25 protein-coding genes, 1 tRNA gene and 2 pseudogenes are annotated in these 22,984 nt (G+C 62.6%); 8 read left to right on the forward strand and 20 right to left on the reverse strand.

Annotated features, from left to right (window positions below; translation table 11 throughout):
* Nucleotides 1–1,219 precede the first annotated feature (1,219 nt).
* On the reverse strand, nt 1,220–1,408 hold the full coding sequence (locus tag ACFWY9_RS10310; RefSeq protein WP_378338672.1) for a hypothetical protein: 189 nt from the start codon (nt 1,406–1,408) through the stop codon (nt 1,220–1,222).
* On the opposite strand from ACFWY9_RS10310, the gene ACFWY9_RS10315 reads away from it, so the two are divergent.
* The 3 genes from ACFWY9_RS10315 to ACFWY9_RS10325 are packed head-to-tail and all read left to right on the forward strand — an operon-like array spanning nt 1,407 to nt 2,527.
* Nucleotides 1,407–1,583: a hypothetical protein gene (locus ACFWY9_RS10315; RefSeq protein WP_378338673.1), complete on the forward strand. Its 177-nt coding sequence runs from the start codon at nt 1,407–1,409 to the stop codon at nt 1,581–1,583. The two genes, ACFWY9_RS10310 and ACFWY9_RS10315, sit on opposite strands and share 2 nt — an antisense overlap.
* Nucleotides 1,584–1,622: 39 nt before the next feature.
* Complete coding sequence (locus ACFWY9_RS10320) at nt 1,623–2,006, forward strand: hypothetical protein (protein WP_378338674.1); 384 nt, start codon at nt 1,623–1,625, stop codon at nt 2,004–2,006.
* Complete coding sequence (locus tag ACFWY9_RS10325) at nt 2,003–2,527, forward strand: suppressor of fused domain protein (protein WP_378338675.1); 525 nt, start codon at nt 2,003–2,005, stop codon at nt 2,525–2,527. The genes ACFWY9_RS10320 and ACFWY9_RS10325 overlap by 4 nt, the downstream gene beginning before the upstream one ends.
* A gap of 166 nt (nt 2,528–2,693) precedes the next feature.
* On the opposite strand, the gene ACFWY9_RS10330 is transcribed toward ACFWY9_RS10325, so the two are convergent.
* The 4 genes from ACFWY9_RS10330 to ACFWY9_RS10345 all read right to left on the reverse strand — a co-directional run bounded on the left by ACFWY9_RS10330 (nt 2,694) and on the right by ACFWY9_RS10345 (nt 7,337).
* Complete coding sequence (locus ACFWY9_RS10330) at nt 2,694–3,563, reverse strand: patatin-like phospholipase family protein (protein WP_378338676.1); 870 nt, start codon at nt 3,561–3,563, stop codon at nt 2,694–2,696.
* Nucleotides 3,564–3,632: 69 nt separating this feature from the next.
* Complete coding sequence (locus ACFWY9_RS10335; RefSeq protein WP_378338677.1) at nt 3,633–4,838, reverse strand: hypothetical protein; 1,206 nt, start codon at nt 4,836–4,838, stop codon at nt 3,633–3,635.
* A gap of 40 nt (nt 4,839–4,878) precedes the next feature.
* A complete protein-coding gene (locus ACFWY9_RS10340; RefSeq protein WP_378338698.1) occupies nt 4,879–5,754 on the reverse strand; it encodes a fatty acid desaturase family protein in 876 nt (291 codons plus the stop codon).
* Between the two features lie 620 nt (nt 5,755–6,374).
* Nucleotides 6,375–7,337 (reverse strand): helix-turn-helix transcriptional regulator, encoded by a 963-nt coding sequence (locus ACFWY9_RS10345; RefSeq protein WP_378338678.1) that lies wholly within the window; start codon nt 7,335–7,337, stop codon nt 6,375–6,377.
* A gap of 284 nt (nt 7,338–7,621) precedes the next feature.
* On the opposite strand from ACFWY9_RS10345, the gene ACFWY9_RS10350 reads away from it, so the two are divergent.
* Nucleotides 7,622–8,431, forward strand: a complete 810-nt coding sequence (locus ACFWY9_RS10350; RefSeq protein WP_378338679.1) for a hypothetical protein — start codon at nt 7,622–7,624, stop codon at nt 8,429–8,431.
* 98 nt (nt 8,432–8,529) lie between these two features.
* Here the strand turns inward: ACFWY9_RS10350 and ACFWY9_RS10355 are convergent, their stop codons facing one another.
* Genes ACFWY9_RS10355 through ACFWY9_RS10370 form a run of 4 tightly spaced genes read right to left on the reverse strand, consistent with a single transcriptional unit; the run spans nt 8,530 to nt 11,764 of the window.
* Nucleotides 8,530–9,279: an ESX secretion-associated protein EspG gene (locus ACFWY9_RS10355; RefSeq protein WP_378338680.1), complete on the reverse strand. Its 750-nt coding sequence runs from the start codon at nt 9,277–9,279 to the stop codon at nt 8,530–8,532.
* 24 nt (nt 9,280–9,303) lie between these two features.
* A complete protein-coding gene (locus tag ACFWY9_RS10360; RefSeq protein ID WP_378338681.1) occupies nt 9,304–10,647 on the reverse strand; it encodes a hypothetical protein in 1,344 nt (447 codons plus the stop codon).
* Nucleotides 10,648–10,649: 2 nt separating this feature from the next.
* Complete coding sequence (locus tag ACFWY9_RS10365; protein WP_378338682.1) at nt 10,650–11,294, reverse strand: DUF3558 domain-containing protein; 645 nt, start codon at nt 11,292–11,294, stop codon at nt 10,650–10,652.
* Entirely contained in the window at nt 11,291–11,764 is a 474-nt protein-coding gene (locus ACFWY9_RS10370; protein ID WP_378338683.1) for a hypothetical protein, read from the reverse strand. The genes ACFWY9_RS10365 and ACFWY9_RS10370 overlap by 4 nt, the downstream gene beginning before the upstream one ends.
* Nucleotides 11,765–12,210: 446 nt before the next feature.
* On the opposite strand from ACFWY9_RS10370, the gene ACFWY9_RS10375 reads away from it, so the two are divergent.
* Together ACFWY9_RS10375 and ACFWY9_RS10380 are read left to right on the forward strand one after the other, a co-directional pair.
* On the forward strand, nt 12,211–12,420 hold the full coding sequence (locus ACFWY9_RS10375; RefSeq protein ID WP_378338684.1) for a hypothetical protein: 210 nt from the start codon (nt 12,211–12,213) through the stop codon (nt 12,418–12,420).
* A gap of 77 nt (nt 12,421–12,497) precedes the next feature.
* Nucleotides 12,498–13,295 (forward strand): NYN domain-containing protein, encoded by a 798-nt coding sequence (locus ACFWY9_RS10380; RefSeq protein WP_378338685.1) that lies wholly within the window; start codon nt 12,498–12,500, stop codon nt 13,293–13,295.
* 86 nt (nt 13,296–13,381) lie between these two features.
* Here ACFWY9_RS10380 and ACFWY9_RS10385 read toward each other — a convergent pair whose 3' ends face one another.
* The 4 genes from ACFWY9_RS10385 to ACFWY9_RS10400 form a co-directional block, all read right to left on the reverse strand.
* Nucleotides 13,382–13,831, reverse strand: a complete 450-nt coding sequence (locus tag ACFWY9_RS10385) for a contact-dependent growth inhibition system immunity protein (protein ID WP_378338686.1) — start codon at nt 13,829–13,831, stop codon at nt 13,382–13,384.
* A gap of 36 nt (nt 13,832–13,867) precedes the next feature.
* On the reverse strand, nt 13,868–15,034 hold the full coding sequence (locus tag ACFWY9_RS10390; RefSeq protein ID WP_378338687.1) for a putative T7SS-secreted protein: 1,167 nt from the start codon (nt 15,032–15,034) through the stop codon (nt 13,868–13,870).
* A complete protein-coding gene (locus ACFWY9_RS10395) occupies nt 15,027–15,347 on the reverse strand; it encodes a WXG100 family type VII secretion target (protein ID WP_378338688.1) in 321 nt (106 codons plus the stop codon). Before ACFWY9_RS10395 ends, ACFWY9_RS10390 begins: the two co-directional genes overlap by 8 nt.
* Before the next feature lie 470 nt (nt 15,348–15,817).
* Nucleotides 15,818–16,933, reverse strand: a complete 1,116-nt coding sequence (locus ACFWY9_RS10400; RefSeq protein ID WP_378338689.1) for a hypothetical protein — start codon at nt 16,931–16,933, stop codon at nt 15,818–15,820.
* 263 nt (nt 16,934–17,196) lie between these two features.
* On the opposite strand from ACFWY9_RS10400, the gene ACFWY9_RS10405 reads away from it, so the two are divergent.
* Nucleotides 17,197–17,436 carry a helix-turn-helix domain-containing protein gene (locus ACFWY9_RS10405; protein WP_378338690.1) on the forward strand — a complete coding sequence of 80 codons (240 nt, stop codon included), beginning with the start codon at nt 17,197–17,199 and terminating at the stop codon, nt 17,434–17,436.
* On the opposite strand, the gene ACFWY9_RS10410 is transcribed toward ACFWY9_RS10405, so the two are convergent.
* Together ACFWY9_RS10410 and ACFWY9_RS10415 are read right to left on the reverse strand one after the other, a co-directional pair.
* On the reverse strand, nt 17,433–17,951 hold the full coding sequence (locus ACFWY9_RS10410) for an NUDIX domain-containing protein (protein WP_378338691.1): 519 nt from the start codon (nt 17,949–17,951) through the stop codon (nt 17,433–17,435). The two genes, ACFWY9_RS10405 and ACFWY9_RS10410, sit on opposite strands and share 4 nt — an antisense overlap.
* Nucleotides 17,948–19,222, reverse strand: coding sequence for a multiprotein-bridging factor 1 family protein (locus ACFWY9_RS10415; RefSeq protein ID WP_378338692.1), 1,275 nt, complete (start codon nt 19,220–19,222; stop codon nt 17,948–17,950). The genes ACFWY9_RS10410 and ACFWY9_RS10415 overlap by 4 nt, the downstream gene beginning before the upstream one ends.
* Before the next feature lie 663 nt (nt 19,223–19,885).
* Between ACFWY9_RS10415 and ACFWY9_RS10420 the strand changes: the two are divergent.
* Nucleotides 19,886–19,957 (forward strand): annotated as a pseudogene (locus ACFWY9_RS10420) (hypothetical protein); the annotation flags it as partial.
* 396 nt (nt 19,958–20,353) lie between these two features.
* Here the strand turns inward: ACFWY9_RS10420 and ACFWY9_RS10425 are convergent.
* From ACFWY9_RS10425 to ACFWY9_RS10445, 5 genes and pseudogenes are all read right to left on the reverse strand, one after another.
* A complete protein-coding gene (locus ACFWY9_RS10425) occupies nt 20,354–20,638 on the reverse strand; it encodes a hypothetical protein (protein ID WP_378338693.1) in 285 nt (94 codons plus the stop codon).
* Between the two features lie 22 nt (nt 20,639–20,660).
* A tRNA-Ala gene (locus tag ACFWY9_RS10430) sits at nt 20,661–20,733 on the reverse strand.
* Nucleotides 20,734–20,788: 55 nt separating this feature from the next.
* Entirely contained in the window at nt 20,789–21,601 is an 813-nt protein-coding gene (glpR, locus tag ACFWY9_RS10435) for a gephyrin-like molybdotransferase receptor GlpR (protein WP_378338694.1), read from the reverse strand.
* A 165-nt stretch (nt 21,602–21,766) separates the two neighbouring features.
* Nucleotides 21,767–22,438 (reverse strand): GNAT family N-acetyltransferase, encoded by a 672-nt coding sequence (locus tag ACFWY9_RS10440; RefSeq protein WP_378324351.1) that lies wholly within the window; start codon nt 22,436–22,438, stop codon nt 21,767–21,769.
* An 8-nt stretch (nt 22,439–22,446) separates the two neighbouring features.
* Nucleotides 22,447–22,984 (reverse strand): annotated as a pseudogene (locus tag ACFWY9_RS10445) (hypothetical protein); the annotation flags it as partial.

The following is a 22,984-nucleotide window of genomic DNA, read 5'->3' on the forward strand; positions in this document are numbered from 1 at the left end:
GACTGCTAGCCGCAGCGACTTCGAATTGCGTCGTCACCCTTACGTCGACCGAAGATCCTCGTAGAGGCGACACCTTGAAGCAACAGTTACGGGAGAAGCAGTGGATCACCGTTGACGCGCCGAGCATGAATCGGATCCAGCGGAGATGTCACATAGCCACGGCAAGTCGTGGCCAGGCAACCGAATGCGCGTAGCTCGACGATGCCAGCCGCGGCGGAATGGATTCGCGGCCAACCAGGGTAAACACCTACGGCTTGGGCGGCCAGAAGCCAGCGCGAGCTGACTTCCGGCCGCAGAGCGCTACTTCGTTGTTCCTCCGCCCAGCAGGCCAGCTACAAGATCACCCCGAACCAGTAGCACGGTGGTCACAAGGGCGCAGATGATCACCACGATCGCTCCGATCGTGATCAAGCACCACATGAGGCGCCGATAGAGCTTTTTGCTGGTCAGAACGTGGACGAGTATCCACCATGGGACCTCATCAGGCGAACATCTTGGGCGGCCTTGACCGCCCAAGCTAGTCTTGGACATAGCGACGCTCCTGCTCGTTTAGCCGCGTGCGGTTTCGTCGTGTCGGAGTGCCGTCTGTGTGCAGCAGGCGGCACTCCATCTCTATGAGGCTCAGACTCGTTCCTTACGCACCTCGGTCCTGTCACTGCTCATCATCACTTCACGAGAGGTAGCGGTCAAAACTCACTCTGCTACTGGACATGCGATCAGGCTCCGTAGCAGCTGCGGCGACTGCGCCTCTCTCGTTCTCCATCATCGTGGCAAGGGACCCCGGGTTTAACCCCGGCCACCCATACTTCGTAACTCGGCACTACAGGAGATCAACTTTAGGAGGATTGAATACTTCATGTGTTCAATCCTCCCGGGATTGTCACTCATTTGGGCGCGACGAACCCCGTTTGCCGTAGCGACGCCGATCGCAAGGTGTCAACAGTCCTCCGGAGCGGCCGTTACTCCACCTTCCCGCGACGTACGGAGAGTGATTTTTTTCGTGACACTGGGTCTGACCGTTGATAGCGTGCCGCGACGTCTCGCCACAGACCAGCGGCAGCATGCCGCAGTCCGACCGCCGGGTAAGCGAAGAACTGCTCAGAAGCACGCAGCGCCGCTCCTTGGAGATGTTGCACCTTGGCACGGCGCCTGATGCTTGAGTCAGATTGTCACGCCTTGTACGGTGCCGGGTGTGGTTCGTGACCAGAGGGAGGCTGAGTCACGCCTGGCGCTGGTCGCGCAGCAGGTGTGGGCGGGTGAACGCGGGCCCGCGGACTTCGCCGAGGCGTTCGCTACCGCTGCGGTGTATGCCGAGCGCCGCGAGCAGCCGGGGCTGCTGGTCGCCGACCTCGGTGAGCGGGGTCAGTGGATGCGGGTGTTCTCGACGCCGGAGCGGCTCTACGCGCATGCCGGCGAGTGTCCGTACTTCCTTCACCACCGGTGCTGATCTGCTGGAGCTGGTGCCGCCAGGCGTCGGTGTGATGGTGGATCCCGACGACGAGCACTGGTTCCCGGTGCTGTCGCGGCTGGCGCCGCCCGAGGTGGTCGCGCAGGCCTGGTCACGACTGGCCCGAAGCGGGTAAGGCACCGACTGGGACATTCGATAGAGGGGATGATGAGGGGTGGATGGTCCGGGTTTCCATGTCGAGATCGAGGTGCTGGAGAGCGCGTCGAAGAGCATGGGCCAAGTCGCGGCTGATCAGGACGGGTTCGCGTTGCGCGGGCTTTGCGGTGAGCCGCCGATGTACGGGCACAACGCCGTCGACGCCGCCGCCGCACTGCTGGACGCGGGAGCGAACATCGAGGCCCGCGCCAACCGTGAGCTAACTACGCTCCACATCGCGGTGAACCGCTGGCGCCAGAGTTCGGACGGTGCGCTGATCAAGCTGCTGCTTGAGCGCGGTGCGGACAAGACCAGCACGGACATGCATGGCTGGACGCCGCTGGAGCGGTCGAACGGCCAGTTCGGTTTCCCTGATGACCTGCGGGAGCTGCTCGTTCCATGACTGACCCCCAGCTCGCCGACCACTTCACCCGATTCCTCGGTCCCGGCACTCGCGCCGAACAGCTGGCCCGCGGTGTCGAGCTGTGGCGGCACGAGCGACCGGAATTTGTCTCCTTCACCACCCGGGGCTTGTCTGACCTCGACGTGGCGGCACTCAAGCCACAAGAGCTGGTGTGCTCGGTACAGCAAGGCCAGGACGGCGCCGCGGCGCATCTGGTCAAGACGATGTTCGAGATGATCCTCGAAACTGACCGAGGCCCGGTGGTCACCCAGCTCATCCCCGGGCAAGCGCCGATCCTGGAACGCACCAATATCTACGGCCTGCTCGCGAGCAGTCATCCATACCTGGACGATGCCTTCAACGCTGTCACCGACGATGCCGGCACGATCCTCGTGCAGATTGTCACGCTGCTCCCGCTTACTGCAGCCGAGGTTCAGCGGGGCGAGCAGGCAGGGCTTGATGCACTGATCGACACGCTCGAGGAGAATGATCCACCGTTGCTGGATGTGACACGGCCATAAGAACGCCCGCACAACCGAATTCGACGGGAACACCGCAATAATCGGCGCCACGCGGCAAAGAAGGATGACGTCGAGTCTGACTGACCGACACGACTTGGTGCTTCATAGGTGCGTCATTCAGGACGTCCTTGGCCAAAAAATGCAGATCGAAGTGCCTTCTAGCGCTTTACGCTTGAAGTCGACTAAGCGCTTCAAGGGCATCGCTATATCCAAGTTCTTCTAGTTTTCGCAACTTCAGCTCATCAGTCTCCACTCGACTACAAACCAGTGTCGGGTCTGATGGGCTGATTCTAACAACACGTGCCCCCATAAAGGAATCGAGTTCCATAAGGCTGTCGACGGCTCCCGCGAGCGGGTTCCTAGTCAACATCAGGTTCCGGACTGGAGATGAAATTCCAGGCGCATATCTAATAATCCGCGCTTCCTTACCATCAGCCACTTCAGCCAGCGTCAGCGAGGGAACACTTGAGATCGCAATCACGACATCTGGGTTATGTCGAAACGCTCGCAAGGCGGGCAGTGGATCCGAAATTCCGCCGTCCACGTACTTCCGACCTTCTATAGTGACCTTGATCGGATACAGAACTGGTATCGCCATAGTCGCACGCAGCGCGAGAACCAAGTCTGCATCCTTCTCGCATTTTGCAACATCGAAATACTCGGCACTACCCGTATCAGCATCAGTCACGACTACTTCGAACACAATTCCCTGACCGCTAAGTGTCGCACAAGAGATTGACGTCACCTCCCGCATAATCTCAACAAGGTAGTCGACGTCGACAATCTTGTTCAAGCGGCGCGAATTGATGAAACGAGTGCTTGCCAGTCTCGACAGCAACACATCGGTCACTTCCGCGACAGACGGCGCCCTTTCATCGGATACCTGGTTTGCCAGGACAGCCGCAGCCACACATCCCGCACTCGCAGCATGAATCGTCTTCACCTGATCGCCATACCCAGACTCGACGATCGCCCGCACGGCTCCCACGCAGTAGATCGAGCGCATCGCGCCGCCTTGGAGTGCAATTGAAATCATTAGTCTCTCCTCGTCAACAACTTCCTACACATGCCCATTATACGACACAAAGGCGCTAGCCCTAACGCTCTACGGAGTGAAGTATTTGACCAGTTGCACCACTATCGCCGACAGCGGTCCCACAACCGATAGCGCGCCGGCTACGAGCCATCGTTGCCGTATGGGAGTCGTTGGGATGCGAGACACTAGTTCTAGCTGCTGGTACGCAACCAGCTTTCGAAGAGAGGAAGAAGCACTATTGTCCATAATTCCTTCTTGCAACATTCTACCTATCTCTGCCCGCTGGTCATTACGATCCGTCCGTACTTGTCGGCGAAAATTCAAAGTCACCTGGACGAACACATACAATACGACGCCGGTGAAGGAAATAAGAACGAGCACCGTAAGAGGACTACCGAGCGAAGGTTGCACAAAGAACGACATCGCCCACGCACTGAGCAGTGTACAGACCACACCTGCTTCCATATTCGAGATTATCTGCCGAAGCTTAGACCATCCGTACAAGCCATCGGGGTTAACCATGTTGGCTTTGAACTGGTAGTCTTCCTTACACTTTCGCAAAAAACGAACATAGGTCAGGCCCAAGACAGCCTCAGCGTACACCATGTAGATGCCTAGAGTTCCGATCAATAACCAAACGATCCCCCCAACGCGAAAGGGCCTAAGGCTTGCCCACCAGCCGGCGTATAACCCACCTGGTTGCAAAAAGCTAAAGAGAGAGGACTTCAGGAGAAGATTCACCGCAAGGGTAAAGCCAAACGCCACCAGAAGCGCCAGCCAGGAGTACTTGCCGAACTTGCGAAGCTTTGCATTTACCTCATCGACTGCCGTTGTCAATGCCAGCCGACCATCCTCGCTATACTTGATACATCCAGATGACTTCATTTCCGAGTGAAGCACAGAAGCGTTCCGGTACAGGCTGTAAACCAAACATATTGACATCCCAATAGTGAAACCCAAGGTAAGCGAAGGGTAGTCTCGCAACAAGGGGACTTGACCGCCAGTACCCTTCTTCCTGAATACAAATGCAGCCAAATCTGACCATAGGCCCGGCTGCGAGCCAGGCAATAACAACGAGGAAAGCGACGCCGACCACGAAGTGAATAGAACGAACGCGCCAGCGACGCAAGCCGCGAGGACCACAGGTTTGAAGTGCCATCGATGCAACCTGCCCAGAATTATCGGATCGACTACAAACGGATCAATATCAGGAACCTGCTCCGGAACCCCTTCAGACGCACCATCGTTCGCCGCTACGGACGTTAACTTGGTCAAGCTTACTCCTGGCCAGATCGCTAAATTTACGTATGAACTTTCAAGACCGAGAGAGAACCTTCAGCAGTCTCGCATGTGACTGCAGAGCACCAAACAAGCTTCGATGGGTAGGCAACTCGATACTAATTTCTTGCAAACTAGCTCTTAGTCGACTCGTGGCCCCCGGAAGTTCCAAAAAGCTCAGAGTAGGTGCAATGTGATGGACTACGTGGAAGTTCACGCCACCGCAAAGCCACCACCAAAAACCCTTAGAACACCCTACATCCGTTGTCCGAACAAGTTGCTCACACAGCGGATAGATCTTCGAGAAGTCTTCATCGCCAACTGTCAAGTCCGTGTTGTGTTGAACCTGGGTTATAAGGGACGCCAGAGCGCCAGTAAATAGCATGAACAACACCAAATCGACGAAGGCGCTAGACAAGGACGTCAAGATGAACAACGGGCACCAAACCGCGGCAAAAGTCGCATATTTGTCAACAAGAAACACCCAGCACTTCGGCGCAGAACCGAACTCCCTATACCGTCGATAACGGCGCGTGTACCACACCTCGCTTGGCTTGAGCATGTTCAAGGTGGAAAAGGGCATCAGAAACCACATATGAACATGCTGTGTTCTATGCCAAGTTGACCACCTTTGGGCCGATGACACGCGCGCAAGCAACCCGAACTGGATATCCGGATCAAATTCTGGGTTACCGACATACCGGTGATGCATACGTACGTGCTTATATTGCCACCAAAGCGGACTAATGCCGAGAGGACCCGCGCCAAGACGCGCAATGATCATCACGGATAGCTTCGACCATGGAACATTTCCGTGGACAGCATCGTGGAACCACGAACCTAAGAGCGAAACCGTAGCAATAGAGAACAGCACAACACCAATATGACTACTGAGAGGCGCTCCAAACATCATTACGTACCCGAGCACAAGTGGAATCACGCGGGACGAAAGATCCAATATCAGGCTTCTGGTTCTCGGACGGCATCGACGCCTCAGTTCCGTCGAACGGAAGGATCGCAATCTGTGCTCCAGACGCCGAGATCTCGCGGGCACGCTCGCCGTCACGGCTTCTTTCACGATCGACTCCTTGACATCAGTAGGACTCTTGACACCCAACGACTCCGACCACAACAGTCGCACGACAAGGACAGGCCGTTTCTAACTTCAATGAGTCTGCCCCGAATGAGCTCTTGACGTGACGCAAACGTAACCAACGGGTTCGTGACGTCAATTTTTGTCCGTCCGCTCCCACTGTGCGGCTTGAAGTACCACGCCGAATTTTCGTTGCTACGAGCATGGGGCAGTCCCCGTAGAAGGACCGCAGGTCCACGGGCTCAGGAAAATGAGGCATCGACGTCTTTCCCGCGCTTGAGCGAGCGGATCAGTCTCATTCGACACAAGTATCCCAGTCCTTCTCGCCAAAACCCTGAACCCTGTCAGCTTCCAGCAACGCACGGGTTTCCGCTTCCTACTTGGTAGGAGCCCCGGATGAACCGCTTATCAAACCAAGATGGAGTTCGTATGCACCCAAATCAGGTGTCAGCAGGTCGGTGTTTCAACCGCCGCACAGCCGCACCGACTTCGCTCTTAGCCTCAACCTCGAAGACGCGCAGAACGATGTTCATATGGCTCTTGACAGTCGCCTCTGTGATGCCCATCCGCTTAGCGAGCTGCGCAATCGTAGGGACAACATCGGTGTCGCGCGAGTCTTCGCCGAGGAGTTCGGCCAGTTCGCGCTGGCGACCGGTCAGTTTGGTCAATCGTTCCACTACGAGGTGCTGATAGTGCAGCTCGCGCGCCCACACTTCTGACTGCAGCCGATCGACCGATCTGCGCAAAGCCAGAAGACCAGCAGCCGCGTCGTAGTCGTCGTTACTAGTTTGCACTCTGGAGCGCTCGATGCTCGCACGGTGCGCCTGCAGTGCATCGAGCAACTCGCCGAGAACGTCTTCCACAGTGACTTCGGAGCCATCATCCGGAAGGCCTACGCTAAGTCGAGGGCTGCGCCGTGCCATGCGGGCTTCATACGTTGCCTGCACGCCGAGCACCTCGGCGAGGTGCTCGAGCGCCTTGACCACAACTTGGTCGTATACGTTGGGCGTGTACGACTGGATGGAGATCAGTCCCATAACCTCACGTTCGGACGTCCCATCGAAAATGGGGCTCACCACGGCGTCATGGGAGAGCCTGTCCATGCGCCCGAACATCACGCCGGCGTTGAGCAGCTTGCCGTCGTCGCTGCGGTAGACGTAACTGCGCTTATGCGTCCGTACCCACTGCGCGGTACGTCCCGGTCGGATTGGGAGCGAGCCAGGCAGGTCGAAGAATTCGCCGTCGTACTGGTGATGGAAGTGCACGGTGTCACTACCGACGAACTCGCCAACGTAGAACGCATCAACGGTGGTCAGTTGCTTCATGGCGGTGCGGATGGCGTCGAACTGCTCGAAGCGGGTACCGCGGTGGCGTGCTATTTCGTTGGTCGTTCGCGAGAGCACTGCTTCAACCTTTGACGGAAGCATCGAGGACCACACCTCCAGTGCGCGACTCCGGACAGACGACCGATTCAACCCCACGCGCAGCGGGACCGCTAGATGCACCCTTGCGGGCGACGGCCATCCCGACGATCACTCACAGCAGCAGTACTCGGCAGCGGCTGGCCGTTGTCACCCGGAGCGGTGCCCTCACTGAGTGAACACGAAGTCGAACTCGGTGACAAAGTTGAAGAGATTCAAACCAGGGCGCGCAGTCAGTGATGTTGCACGTACTGAAGGATAAAGGGATGCGCGAGCACACCTCACACGTCCCCGACGTGGCGCTTCCGGCGGAACGAACACCGATCTACGACGATTTGGTCGCGCAATGCTCCGAACCGCCGGCCGCGTTCGCGAAGCAGTACCACGACCCGACCCTCGTCGAGTTGCTCGAGGATGTCGCCTCGCACTGGCTGAAAGCCGGACACGTCTTAAAACAGGCGACCGACCTTGTGCGTGAACGCGCAGCCGGGCAAGTGACGGCTGGTGAGGAACCCATAACGGGGGAAGCTCCCCCAACACAAACCCGATCCAGCGACGCTCACCCTGAGCACAGCGACGAAGGCTCGCCCCTGCTCGCCGACTGCCGCAGCGTGTTCGATGCTCTCGGTGCCGACCGACTGCCATCCGGAGCCTTGGCGCTCGCGCTCCGCGGCATGTTCGGCAACCGCTGGCCCATGATGACCAAAGCCAAGCTCGCTACCCAGCTTCCTGCTGAGGTGCGCCCGGTGCCGTACACCAGCAGCAAACGGCTCTATCTCCGACAGCAGTTCTACGACGACATGGCGACGGTCCCGTCGGCCGCACCAACTTTTCTGCAGTTGCTGGCCGACTACTTCGCTGAACGCGCTGAGGATGCCCTGCCCGCAGGCTGGCTCCACGACCACTGGATGCGGCACTGTGATGCGGCAAAGCACATCAACATGGCCGAGTTCTTAGAACTGCTGCGGATCCATGACGTTCGCCCTGACTGGACGAAGAGCGGTCATTTCGTCCGCGCTAGCGAGTTGAAGAGCTTGTCGCCTAACGATTCATCCTCCGCAGAAGCGGCGAGTTGAGCGTGGCGCCGGCAGCTTCGAGCAGGCCAGCCGTCCTCAGCCCCTGTACCGTCTGTGCCTAACCTTCGACCAGGAAGATCAGGGTAGGAGCCGCGACGTTACAGCCCATCGTGCGTGATGTTGAACGTGCGGATGAAGTCCCGCGACGTCCCTGGGTGCAGGACAATGTCGCCGCCTCCGGTTTCGTAGGTCAAGACTCGTCCGCGACCGGTGAGGTCCAGCGCGGTGATCGGCAGGCTGCGGTGCCGGGCGCCGTCGCTGCCTCGGCGAGCAGTGTAGAGCTGGTGCACCGCATCGCGTGGCACAACCAGGAGGGCCTTGATGTAGTCGGCGTTACTGGTGTCCACGGGTTCCGCCAAGGGGTTAGCCGGTGTGATGTTCGGGTTGTCATAGAACGTCTTCAGCACGCTGACGGTTCGGATAGCCGCGCCCGGCACGGCGGGCAGCGTGTCGAGCAACGTCGTCGCCGGCCACTTCACCTCGATCGGGTCAACGACAACGACGTCGTCGTTGACGACGACCCGCACGGCGTCCTCGCCGCGGACCGCGACGAGCGCAGCACAACCCGTACCGTCCTGGAAGCTGCTCCAGCCGTAGTACTCACGATCGGCATTGCCGACCACCTGCAGAGTCGATCGCCACAAACCATTGAGCCGATTGTGCCGCGCTAGCCCGTGCTCGTTGAGCAGCTCCATGGTGCGCGCGTGGAGCTGCCGATCGAAGTCGTCGGTCGTCACGTACCGGAGATTGGTACCGATCACCGGATGCGGACTTCCGAGGTCGACCATCTCCCAGGCGGCCATGAACGCCACTTTTGGCAGCACCACCGGTCTGTTGATCGCCTCCACCGGCGCTCCCCCTCGTGTGTTTGTCTAGGCCCCGATCGTCGGCGGCACCGGCGGCAAGCCGGTGATCGGATCGACGTCGTCCTTCCGCTCGTCCTCGGTGAAGAGGGGGTTGTCCAACACGAACTTGCGCTCCCGTTCCCGGTCCTCGCCCTTCCCACCTCGCCCACCGCCGCCGGGAGCGAGTCCCGCAGGGCTACTCGTTGCCCGGCCGCCTGCCTTCTCCACAGCTCCGACACCCTCTCGAGCCATCACCCCGCCTGCCATGCCACCGGTCTGTTTCGCCGTGCCAGGCGCCGCTCCGGTTCTCCCGGAGCCGCCGCTGAGCCTGCTCCCGCGACTGGCCTCGCCGGCGCTTCCGATGAGGCCCAGCCCTCCCTCGCCCGCACCGGCCGCACTCGAGACCCCACGACCAAAGCCAGTGGTGGACGATAGGTCGCCTGCAGGAACGCCAGAGGGGGAACCGGAGGGAAGGTAGCCCGCCGCCGCAGTACCGTCTCGCCCCTCAGGTGTGTGGACTGCAGGTCCTTCGCCAGATGCGCTGGCGGCGGGGCGATCGCCGACGAACTGCCCATCGGGACGTGGCGGTCCGTTACGCCCGATGCCCGGAGACGGCGGGCTTGGCTGGGGCGGCACAAAGCTGGTCGTCTGGGGTTGGTGCGGTGGGACGGTCTGATGGGGATCCCGGCTCGTGGGGGGCTTCTGGCTGTCGACAGGCCTGTGCGCCGCAATCGCTCCGCCGTCGTAGGCGCCGAGTTGGCCGTAGTCGATGCTGAGCTGGGAACTGCCCGTTCGGGCTTGCTCGGTGTAGTCCTTGTAGATGGCCAGGTTCTTCTCGACGGTCTTGTTGTAGTTGTTGATCGCTTTCTCCGTGTCGGTGTCCCACGGCGAGATGACGTCGAAGAAGCTCTTGTCCGGCCGGTTCGGCAGTGGGTCCATGTGGGCTTGGGCACTGGTAAACCCGTGTGCGACCGTGCTCAGGCTGGAGCCGTTGCTACGGAAGGTGCCATCCGCTGCTGCGGCAACGTCACGGAACTTCCGGATCCTGGCCCTGGCAGCCTCCGACGCCGGACCCGTCCACGACGCTTCCAGTCCACCGAGAATCTCGGATGTCCGGTTTGTGAAACCCTGTTGTGCCTTGGAGAGTCCAGTGGCGAGGTCAATGCCGCGGAACCAGTCGGCGGCGTTACCGCCCATGACCTGCTTAATGACCTCGGGCGCGGGTACTGCCTGAGTGCCAAGGTTGCCTGCGAACAGGTCATCAGTCCACGCTGCAGCCTTCTCGGCGAGATGGACGAGCGTCTTGCCGCCTTCCTTCACCTTGTCGAGAACAGACTTTCCGAGGTGCATGATTCCATCGAAGAACCCCACGGTCAGACACCCACCTTCCCCCGCAGTGTGGTCACCACGTCGTTGGCTTCGAGGGGAGCGATCGTGCAGGGGTCAACCTTGCCGCGCTTGCTTCGGCCCAAGAACATGGCGGCTTCAACCGTGAGGTTGTCGGCGATGCCAACACTAACCGCGCAGAAGTCCTTGGGATCGCCGCCGCTCGAAGATACGTACGCGACGGCGGGAAACCCCTGTATTGCCGGTAACGGCTTCCAGACGACCGATTGCGGTTTGGTGTTTTCGTAGAGTCCGCTCAGTCCTTTTCCAGTCTCCGTGACGTAGTACACCAGAACCTGCCCACTGGTTTCTACATTCGACCACACACATCTGGCCCCGATGCCAGGCACTGTATCTGGCTTTCCCGGATCGTTCACCCCGATCCCGTCCTTGACCTGCTGCGCGGTGAGCGCGGCACACGGCCCGCCCGTCAAGACCGAGTTCGGTAAAGGAGTAGCCACCTTTGGCGCGCCCGCATAGGGCAACGCCTGCGGAGTCGATGAGGAATTTGCCGCGCCGTCTGGTGGCTTCGAGGACGTTTGCCCTGGCGGGTCAGGCTTGGTGCCGGAACAGCCAGTCAGCACCATAGTGAGTGCTGCGACCAGAACTACGGTTACTGCAGGACCTCTCATCCGGCACGTCCTCCGTCGGTTTGCCCGGCTTTCCTGATATCCCCGTCAGCACGCAGATCAGCTTGATGCGTTTTACCGAGTGCCGTTTCCAGTCTGGTAACCAACTCGGACAGGTAGGCGATTTGAACGCGAACGTGACCAGCCCCGAAGGAGAGCGCCGCAGGTTGTCCTGAATCCTGGCGTGTCAGGTCTCCGTGATACTTCATGCTGGCCGGATCACGGGCCGGCGGCTGGATCTGCGCCAGGGCGTTGGCATCGGCCAAGGCAGGCTGCATCTCCACCAGGAGCTGCTGAGCTTGCTTGAGCATCCTCTCGGCTTCGCCGCGGTCCAGGCTGAAGCCTTTGCCGACGTCGCCTTGCCCTTGCTGGTCTCGGATACGGAGTTGCTCGTTGGCAAGCCAGCCTTGGAACTCAGTGTCCAGCTTGGCCGCAGGCGTGGCTCCGCCATCTGGTCTAGCAGGCTGCGTCATGGCCTTTCGGCCCCCCTCTTACCTCTGCCTAGCGGCGTTCGGTGATCTGCGCGGCCCTGTGGGACTCGAACGCGATGGGCCGACTAGCAGCGCGGTACACCGTACTGCCAACAGCCGCACCGCGATACGGCTATTCGCAATAAACTAGGCAACTCATGATCGAGTAAGTCTGCGTACCGTGACAGCAGGTCACCCAGGCAGGCCAACAAGGCATCGATCGGTACTGCAAGCTGTCAAGTGTCAAGAAACGCAGGGCAACAAGCCACGACGTCGCACCAAGGCTTGGGTGACGCTAAACGAGTGATAACCCACTATCAGGTCACAAAACCAGTCATGACTTCAACTCTTGTTCGGTACCGGTGTAACCATCTTCGTCAACGCCGCGGCGTAGGGCTATCTCCGAGAGTAGGAGGTGCCGGTTGAATGCTCGACATGGATGGCGTGGCATGGCGATCACCTACGGCATCGTGGCAAGCATACAAACTTATCTAGCTGTCTCGGCGGATGTGACATGGGCAGCGATCATCGCAACAGCGTGCGGGTTTGCGTCGATGCTCTGCGGAGTCGCCGCCTGGCGCGCGACGGAAGATGACGGTCCGCTAGACGCGTCGACTGCATTTGATCGCGATGCCAGCACAAACCGAGCGATCACGTAACGACCTGCCGGAGGGCAGCGACGTTCGTGCACCTGCCCACGCCGGCATTGACCATGTTCTTGAACGGAGCCAGAAGATTGACCAGTGTCACGCGCCCAGGCGACACCGAGCAGATCGCAGTGTTCATCGACTTCGAGAACCTCGCCATCGGCGCCGCCAACAGCCTGCCCGACCAGACCAATCCCGTCCCGTACGCAGCGCTCGAGCTGGTGTGCCGCGACTACGGCAACGCCTCCATCCGGCGCGCGTACGCCGACTGGGCGAAGCAGCAGTTCGGCAAGTACCAGAACGACCTCGCCATGAACGGCGTCGACCTCATCCAGATCCAGCGGTTCGGGATCCAGCAGAAGAACGCTGCCGACATCCGGATGGCCGTCGATGCCATGGAAACGTTGATCACGCACCCGGACATCGGGACGTACCTCCTGGTGGCCGGCGATGGTGATTACTCACCGCTCGTGCAACGACTCCGGGAGTTCGGCAAGCACGTCGTCGGCGTCGGGACCGAGGCATCGGCCAGCCCGCGGCTGGTCTCGGTCTGCTCCGAGTACAAGTACTGGGGGACGCTCGTCGCCGCAGCCGACCCCACCATCCGCCCCAACGTGAAAGCCGCCTTCGACATCAAACACGGCGAGAAGCTCTTGCTCCAAGGTATGCAGCAGCGCGTCGGAGGCGACGCCCCGGGTGCGTGGCTCAAGCACAAGATGCTGTCTCTCGACCCAGCGTTCGATGAGCGGAACTACGGCTGCCGCAGCTTCAAGGAGTTCCTGAACCAGATGACCCACGTCGTCACTGTCGAAGCGAGCGACGGGCCGGGTGACCTTCGCGTCCGGCTGGTTGAGACGGTCCCGGCGCAACGAAGCGAGGCAGGTTAGTCAACAGCTTGGCTTGTGCAGCTCGGCCTGCCTCAGGACCACTAGCCTCATGCCGTTCAACAGCCGGGTAGCGATGACTTGCCAACTCAATGGCCAGGCTGTTGCTGTCCTCCCACAGTCCGATACGCGTCGATCGCTGCCGAGATGACGTCCGCGGGCGCGTAATGTGCATTGAAGTCCATCGAGGACGCGACTGTCACGACTTGCCCAAAGCGCGCGGCCAGATCAGCGTGGTGCCGCCAGAACTCGGCCGGGAGCTGTAGCACCGCGACCAGCAGATCGCCGGGGTAGTAGTCCCCCTCCACCAGCGGATTGGTCTCAAGAAGGTTCAGCGCGTACGGCACCAGGGCGTCGACGCTCGTCTGCTGACTCAGGAGAACACGCAAGTCCTCGGCGGTGAGTTGGCCTATCGGCTTACGGCGCAACTCATGAACCGTCTTGACCAGACGCGACGCATCAGCCGGCGGCTCGCCCCACGGCTTGCCTTCGATCTCCTCAAGGGTCAGAGTCTCGTCATTCGTCACATTCGCTGCCATTCGCCGTTCCCGTTCGCTCCCGTGTCAGCCTAGTGGTCAGCCTCGGGGCACCCACTGCTCGCTGTAGTCGAGCAGCTTGCTGGCCTCGGACAGCTCATTTTCGATCCCCGGCCGGTCCTCCGGCGACAGCCGCGAGTCATTGAGCATGCGCTTGAGCTTGTTAACCTGGTTCAGGAGGCCGTTCTGCGCTTCCTTTACCTCCTTGACGTGATCCCAAGGGGTGCCGTCACCCTTCCTAGCGACGACCTCGCCGTTGAGTTCTCGCCGCGCGGCATCCAGATCGCGATCAGTCAGGTGCTCCTTGAGCCGGTCCGTCTTGGTCGGCTGCTTCGGTGCCGAACGCGTGTTGACGACCTCGACCTTGTCATCGGTGGCGGCATGGCGCGCCAAGTCGCCAGCCGAGGCCACCATCATGGTGCCGCCGACGACGATGCCCCCGGCTGACACTACGTTGAGCGGCACACCAGCGATCGCACCGATGCCCGTCGCGTCCAGCAGGAGACCAGCGCCTTCACCGACTGAGCTGATCATGGTGAGCCCCGCACCGCCGACGAACGCCGCCGTATCGAGCGGGTGGTTGAGCATGGCGTTACCGAATGACGCCAGCCCGTTGAGCAGGTGCGCACCGAAGTCCGCAGCGAAGTTGCCGACATCATCTAGCCAACTGGACTGCTGCGGCGCCCCGTCAGCTTCGGCGTTCAGCATGCCCGCAATCGAGTCGCCAGCCCCCGTGAGCTGCACGCGGGCCCGGTTGAGGATGTCCCGAGCGGCCTGCCGGGATGGTTCTCCGGTGTCGGTGAACGTCGGCGGCGGCTGGTTGTGCGCAGCGGCTTCGGCGGCAGCCTTGTCATAGGCAGCCTTGGCCTGCTGCGTGGCGGCCTGGCCCTTGTCCCAGAGCGCGATGGCCTCCCCGGCCTGTGTCTGGGCCCAGCGCAAGGTAGACGCGTAGTCATCGAGCAGCTCGGCAGCACGGTGGAGCGCATCGGACGCGTCGTACCACTTGTTCGGCTCATAGCTGAACTTGTCATGGAACGCTCGCGCGGCGGGCCCCTCCCACGAGCCGGTGTCGATCGCCCGCAGACCCCCGGCCGCGTGTTCGGCCTCGTCGCCGCGGCCGCGCAGTACACGGATGTTCTCCTCGATCGCCTCCGGATTGCCGGGCACGAGCGCGCGAGGATCCCTGGTTTCGCCAAGCTCAGCCACCGTCGACCGCCCCCTCGCCGGGGTCGGTCTTCAGTGAGTCGGCCGCAGACTGGTCAACAGTGCGGTATGCCTGGGCAGCACGCGCCAACACGTCGCCGATCGCGCCGGCATCGTCGGTCAACGTGTCGAGACCATCGCTCCACCGGACGCAGAAATTCATCAGAGCGTCGTGGATGCCGCCATGGCCGTAGAGCTGGGTGTCACCACAGAGGCCACGCAGCTCGAAGTTCTCCTGGTCAGTGACGCTTCGGCGTATGCCTGACGCTGCTTCCTCAACCTTCTCGACGTCGACGTGAAACCCTGGTCCATCCACGACGGCACCCTCCTGGCCGTAAGGACGTGTGTAACCATTGCTGCCACCTCGTCACGGCAGCGCACAGCCACTGTACCTGTGCAGAACGTCAGCACGAGGCTCTGAGACGATTTCGACGATAGCCGAGCGCTTCTCGTTCCTTGGGTGATTCGTCGTCATCCGGATGGAGGTACAACTGCGCCACCAGTCGTCCAGCTACTGGCGGCGCGGCACCTGACATATGCGATCCACGAGTCCGCGACCTACCCGATGGAGCTCGGCCGCGAACGTATGGAGCGGTCCGGACTCCGGATCAAGAGGCCGTTCTGGGCATGGCATGAACTACTTCAACGCCGAACAGAGCCTGAGGTCGTAAACCCAGATGCGCCACTTCATCACTATGCGCACAGCAACCTCTCCGGCGGACAAGGGAACCAGGTTAAGAGTAGTAACGTACGAACTCCCACGACAGCCTCTCGTCAGGCTATATGTCACCGCTTGATCAGATGTCTAGTCAGTTCGTCCTCGAGTACCCACACGAACGCCACCCCAGCCCGCGGGAAGACCCACCCGTCGAAGCCGACGTCGACGGTCTTCGCCGGCGCCGTCGTCGGAGACCGTTCGACGCGTGAGGCCTCAGGACTCGCGAAGTAGTCCAGCACGTTGACGTACCGGATGTCTGCCTGCCCGTAGTTGAGCTGAACGTGCAGCCCCTTGGTCGGCCGGGGCAGGTCGAGGTACAGCAGATGCCCGTGGCACTGCGCGAGGATCCGGTAGGTGTACGAGACCGTCACCTCGTTGCCAATCGTCGCAGCTTTGCCGAGAGCGACCGTGTACACCTGCGCGCCGCGACGTACGGTTCGGCGAATAGGTCGTTCCTCGCCATCGATGGTGAACTGGACGAGTTCGAACGTGTCCTGCGAACTTGCGTCGAGAGTCCCTACCTTCTCGAACATCCACTGGTCGGCGACCGTCGGATCGCGAAGCAACTCCCGGTACTCCGCCTGGTCGCTCGTACTCACGAATCGCAGCGTCGATTCGGTCGGCCTGACCTCGTACTCCCAGCGGATCGTAGCGACGAACATCGAGTCCTTGCCCTTCGCCGGTCCGCCTTCCCAGGGACTGAGTGACACCGACACGTCGACGTTGTGCCATCGCTCCGGCGAGCGAACGACCTGTTCACGCAGGTCAGCGTAGGCATCGTGGGCAAGTTCGACGTCACCGAGGCGGAGTCCGATCGCGTTGGTCGCGATGCGGTCAAGCATCTTCTCCGACGCGATGCTCCGCATCGTCTCCGGCTCGAACGCGAAGCTGTCCAGTACGGCGTCACGGATAGCCGGCGCCTCCTGCCGGATGGCCTGACGGAAGTGCGCGGTAGCCCGTTCATCAGCTTCCCGCCTGGCGTAGTACTCGAAGATGACCGCGATGACACCGGCGCTAAGCAGCGTGGTGCCCAGCTCGTTGGTCGGCCAACCCACGAGCCAGCTCAGGGTTGCGGTTGTCGCGACAGCTTTCGACAGAAACAGAAAGCCAACGCCGACGACGGCTGTCACCAATCCGGCGAGCCGGAGTTTTGCCTTGTAAAGCTGGTCGAGCAGTTGATTCATCTATCACTTATTGTACCAAGATTTATTTTCCTGTTGAATAGCAAAACGCGAGGTCCTGGACGAGTACAGCGTCCAGGACCTCGCGCTTCTCCGCCTGTGCGTTGAGGTCAGCCGCCGGTGCCACCACCGCCGCCGCCGCCGGACGTGGTCTTCTGCATGTCGTCACCTCCCGTCAAAAGCGCTGGCAGAAGGTCGATTCTCTCGACCGACGGCGACAATATCCTATTTTGGGATATTGTCGAGCGTTACGTTGCGCTACCCCGGTGGACAAGTCGATCTACTCTGCGGAGTACCAACGACTCTGCGCGCTCCTGCGTGAACTGCGACGTGAAGCTGGCCTGACGCAGGTACAAGTCGCGGAGCGGCTCGATGAGCCGCAGTCCTTCGTGAGCAAGTACGAGGCCGGCGAACGACGGCTCGACCTCATCGAGTTGCACCAGGTGGCAACAGCACTCGGGACCACCGTCGTGGCCATCGTCCAGCGCCTCTGGCCGGAAGGCTAATCTTTCTGCTCACCCGCAGTGTCTGGCGCAAGTTCCGCGTACGCCACGTCGCCCGACGTACGCGCCGCGAGCGCCTTGTCGAGTTGCGACCACAGTCGCGGCTTGAGCAGTGGCTTCGCTTCGGCCAGCGTCACGAACCGCAGCCCCGCCAGTTCCTCGTCGGTCAGACGTAGGTTCGCCGCCGTCGCGTCGTCAAGCACACCGCCATCGAAGACGAACATCAGCTGGTCGTCCCACGGTCCGTGCGGTGGTACCCATTCGACAAGCAGCAGCCTGCCAACGGTCAGCGTCAGTCCGAGTTCCTCACGTAGTTCCCGCTCGGCGGCGACCCGCGGCGGCTCGTTGGCCTCGGCCATCCCACCTGGGAGGTCCCATCCCTCCTTGTAGGTGGGATCCACCAGCAGCACGCGGCCTGCCCGGTCGGTAATCAGTACGTCGGCGGCGACACGCTTACGCGCCTGCTTGGCGTTGCCCTCGGCCAGGTACGCGAAGCGGGCCGCATCGTCCTCAGTCACACCGGCCACGACGTGTCGGATTTCGGCGCAGCCGCGGGTTGCAGAACATGACTGCAGTCTGCCAGGAACAGCTGCACTTCGGGCACTGCGCGATGTGGCTTCAAGGCTGTCTTGAGATCGGTAAGTCGACTGCTCACGCGAGTTGAGGTGAGCGCGCCGAGGGCCGCGCATACCTCGCGGCCGAGCGAAGCCGCCTCATCAATCTCGCCGCCGCCGATGAGCACCTCGGCAAGCGTCAGCTGCCCGAATGCGCGGCTACGCACCCGGTCGCCGACCCGCAGCTCAAGCACGCGGCGAGCCTGACGTTCGGCTTGTCTGCGGTCGCCGAGTGCGTCGTAGCAGAGGGCTGCCTCACCAGCCAACGACGCTTCGTCGAACTGACTGATCCATTCCGCAGGCGTGTCCTCGTGCAGGCGCTCCAGCACGCGTTCTGCGTCCATCAGGGATCGACGGCTCGCTTCAGTGTCGCCTTGCATGGCGAAACCGCGGGCGCTCATGGCGTGCAACCGCGCTGACAGCCGCTGCCGAGCCGGGCCCCGCTCAGCATGCATCAAGCCGATTTGGGCGATGCGGACGGCGTCCGTCGCCTGGTGGAGCTGACCAGCGAGGTGGCTCATGCTGGCGCAGACGTTGGCGAGGAGCGCAGGGTGATCCATCGCCTTCGCGAGCCGATATGACTGGCTGAAGTGACGCTTGGCGTGCTGATCACGGCCACTATCGTGGGCCATCCATCCGGCGATCTCCGTCAGTGAGGCGGCCGCCTCGAACAAGCGCTCGCCCAGGATGTCACTGGTTGGGTCGAAGAGGCGCGGGCTAATCTCGGTCTGCAGGTACTCGACCACGGTCGAATAGATCCGGCCGCCACCGACCTTTCGGTCCGCTACCTGGAATGCGGTGGCCTTAGCCTGGATGGTGGCGAGGTCGGCCTGCCGATCTGGCTGTGTCGGTCCGTCGGGACACACGCCGTGCACCGCCCGAGGCGTACGTCCCTGTTCCTCAACGCTCGCGACCACTCCTTTGCCGACCTGGTGCTCGCCGCGCGAATCGGCCGTCGCGTACGGCAGGTCCTCGCGCAGCAGCACCTCCAGGCGGTCCGCGCTGATGTTCAGAACCGTGGCCAACTTGGGTCGCTTGTATGGCAGCGGCTCGGTCTTCCCCGATTCCCAGTTACCGATCGTCTTGACGTCGACCGCCAGTGCCTCAGCGAGCGTCTCCTGCGTGTAGCCAGCTGCCCGCCGTGCCCGTGCCAGTCCGTCGCGCCTAGCGACCATACGCACCCCTCCGTGTACGGTCCGTGCCGCCTGGTCACATTACCGCAGGTCAGGCCCTGTGGGTGCCGGTCTTTTCGGCAATTTTCCCGGTCTTTGCCCTGGGCTCCCTTGGCGCCCTCGACCAAGGTCAGAAGCGGTATCCGGCGCCGAGGTGGGCGCCCCACCCCGAGAGGCGCCACTGGCCGTTCTTCCCCCGACGGCTGGGCGTGGCCCTCGGCGTCGGATGCCGTCCAAGATCGACGATGAGACGGACGGAGCGGTCATCATGGCCGTACGAACGATCGACCTGCGTAGTGGCCCACGAGTGTCCTGCGCCTGGCAGCGACGGCTGAACCGGCTGTCGGCGACGGTCAGCGAGCGGATCCCCGAGCCCGTGCAGTTTGTACAGCCTGATCATTCTGACATTTGTGCTGCACGAGCCGGACCCGGCCACCGGTGATTGCGCGTGCTGCGAGGCGGTCTGGCCCTGCGAGGCCGTTCGGCAGGCCTACCGGCTGCGCGAAGGCTTCTGACATATCGATATGCCTGTCCGCATCTTGCTCAGCCTGGATGACTTGCATCTCGTTGCCAGGGGAATACGCCACCGCGCCCAGCGTGCACCACCATTACCTCAAGGGTTCCCTGTTCTGTGGCCGCTGCAGGAGGACTGGCCGCCTCAGCCGGATGATCATCCAACGCACGGTCAACTCCCGTGGCACCGAGTACATGTACTTCTTCTGCCGAAACAAACAGAGCGGCACCTGTCGCGCTCCGCACCTCAACATCCTGCACGTCGAGGAAGCCATCGAGGCCCACTACGCCACTGTCCGGTTTGGCCCCGACTTCATCGCCGGTGTCAGGACGCACGTCGCGACGGCGCTCGAGGACGAGCAGGCTGCCAGCCGTCTCCTCCACCAGCAGCTCACCGCCGAACTGCGCGACCTCGACGCTCAGGAGGAGAACCTGATCGATCTGGCAGCCAAGGGCGGCGACGGAATGCCGCAAGCGAAGATCAAGGAGCGGCTCTACGCCATCGGCCACCAACGCGAGCGACTGACCGCTCGCCTTGAGGGCACCACCGAGAACCTCGCCGAGGCCGCCCGCCTGATTGAACTCTGCCTCACCCTGCTTGAGGACCCGCAGGAGCTGTACCTACGGTGCGATGACGAACAGCGTCGCCTGCTGAACCAGGCGCTCTTCGAGCACCTCTTCGTCGAAGAGGAAGACGTGACTGACCACGACCTCCGCGAGCCGTTCGCCACGCTGCACGCCGTACAGACCGGCCAGCGCCCGCCAGCGGGCGACAAGCCCGATCCCGGAGGCGTAGCACCGCCCTCCACCACTGCAAACGGCACGAGGGCCGTCTCCCAAGCGGGAGACGGCCCTCGTGCTGTAAACGATATTGAAGCCCTGCTCCAGGGCATCGAATTGGCCCACTGTTCTAGTGGGCCACGTGATGTGGAGCTGAGGGGAATCGAACCCCTGACCTTCTCGATGCGAACGAGACGCGCTACCAACTGCGCTACAGCCCCTTGTTTGAAGCTCCATGAGCCTATCAGCAGCTCATGGAGCCCCTTGCACCGGGGGTCACTCTCCGGCGGCCCGACGGAAGGGCCTGGTCCCCGGCTCGTCGAGGTCCACGAAGGCGGGGTCCTCGTCGTCGAGGTCCACGACGACGGCCTGCCTGCGGGCGCGGAGCATCGGCGACGGCTTGCGTTCGACGATCTCGCGCCGGACGGGGGCGACGACCTCGACGTCCTCTACATCGTCTACTACAGGCTCCTCGTCGGCCTCGGGGGCCATCGGACGCCGGGGCGCGCGGGTGTTGTTGAAGCGCGCCATGCGGCGCTGCCGGATCTCGTTCTCGATGCGCACCTGGCGGCGGAGATAGCCCAGGTAGCCGACGAGGACGACGTCGGCGGCGGCGTGGGCCCACCAGACGAGCGGGATGAGGAAGCCGGCGACGGCGGCGGTGGCCACGGCGACGATGAGCAGGATGACGACGACGCGCTGCCGGAAGGCGTACTTGGCGCGGGCCGCGATCTCCGCGGCTTCGGGGTCGAAGCCGCCCCGGCCGGGGCGGTAGCCGTGCCGTTCGGACTCGGCGCGTGGCGCGCGTGACGGTTGCGGCAGGGGGTCGGGTTCCGGTTCCTCGTCCTTGAGGTCCGCGTCGAGTTCGGCTTCGAGCTCGGCGAGGTCGTCCTCGACCGTCGGCTTCGCGCTGTCGGACATGGCGAACTCCTCCTGTCCTTCGTTGCGTGCGCTCCCGCTCCGCACCACTCGCGCGGCGAGCGCGGAGTCGGCCGTCCGCGCGACCTGCTGGCGCTTGCGGGCGACCATGGGCACGAGTACGACGAGCCATGCCGCGGCGAGCGCGACGATGATCACGGAGCTGGGCATCTCCCGTCACCTCCCCCGACTCTTCCTGTCCTGAAGTCACGCTAGCCACAGGAGTAACAGAACGGGCGGAGGCTCGCCGGGTTCGATCACGGAAATGCATCACCGGATTAGGTGAAACTCACGGAATGTGGTAACGCCGTTGCGGAGCCGGACGAGTAATCGCCATCACGCCTGTTCGGCACGTCCGGATGCGATGAGCCGGGGCACCAGGCCGTCGCCGGTTTCCTCCTGGGTGATGGCGTAACAGTAGTGGTCCCGCCAGCCACCGGCGACGTCGAGATAGCGCTCGAAAAGGCCTTCCCGCCGGTACCCCGCCTTGGTCAGAACGCGCAGGCTGGGCCCGTTCTCCGGGCGCACGGTCGCCTCCAGCCGATGCAGCCCGGCCAGCCCGAAAGAGTGATCCGTCACGAGCGCCACGGCGGCCGTCGCGACACCCCCGCCGACGAAGTCCGAAGCCACCCAGTACCCGATCCACGCGGACCGCAGCGACGCGCGGATGACGTTACCCACAGTGATCTGCCCGGCGAACCGGCCGTCGACGGTCACCGTGAACGGCAGGCACTGCCCGCGCCGCGCCAGCGACCGCAACGCGGCCCACTGCGACGGCCACGACCAGAAGGCGTTGCGATCGGGCCAAGGCCCGATCCCGGTGGGTTCCCACTGCTCCAGGTGCTCGCGGTCGCGCTGGCGGATCCGGCTCCACTCGCCCGCGTCCCGCAGCCGGACCGGCCGCACCGTGACGACGCCCGCCGGGACGCGTAACGGTCCGAGCCGGGCGGGCCAGCCGGGATGCCTGCTTTCCACCGGGTAGGACACGCCGGACACGGGCGAGGTCATCCGCCGTGCTACCCCCGCTGTGCCAGGAAGGTGACCTTGACCTGTTCGCCCGCCGGTACCTCGGTGAGATCCTCGTCCACGTTGATCAGGCAGTTCGCCTCCGCGAGCGAGGCGAGCAGATGTGCGCCGGACGTGCCGAGCGGCTGCACCAGGTACTCGCCGTTGGCCTCGTCCCGCAGCAGCTGACCGCGCAGGAAACCCCGCCTGCCCTTGGTCGACGTCACGGGCGAGAGCAGCCGTGCCCCGACGACCCGGCGATGCGGGTTGCGGGTGCCGCGGGCCGCGCGGATCAGCGGCCGCACCAGCACCTCGAACACCACGAGCGCGCTCATCGGATTGCCGGGGATGAGGAACGTCGGGACCGAGTCCGGCCCGAGCCGTCCGAAGCCCTGCACCGAGCCCGGGTGCATCGCCACCCGCGTCGTGTCGATCCGCCCGAGGTCCGACAGTGCGGCGTGCACCTCGTGGGGGGGGGGGGGGGGGGCGCCCCCCCCCCCGCGCCCCCGGCCGCGGAGGCACACTGCCACCCCGCCCCCCCCCCCGCCC

Origin of the sequence: Amycolatopsis sp. NPDC059027 (genome assembly GCF_042739735.1) — a bacterium.
Classification (GTDB): domain Bacteria; phylum Actinomycetota; class Actinomycetes; order Mycobacteriales; family Pseudonocardiaceae; genus Amycolatopsis.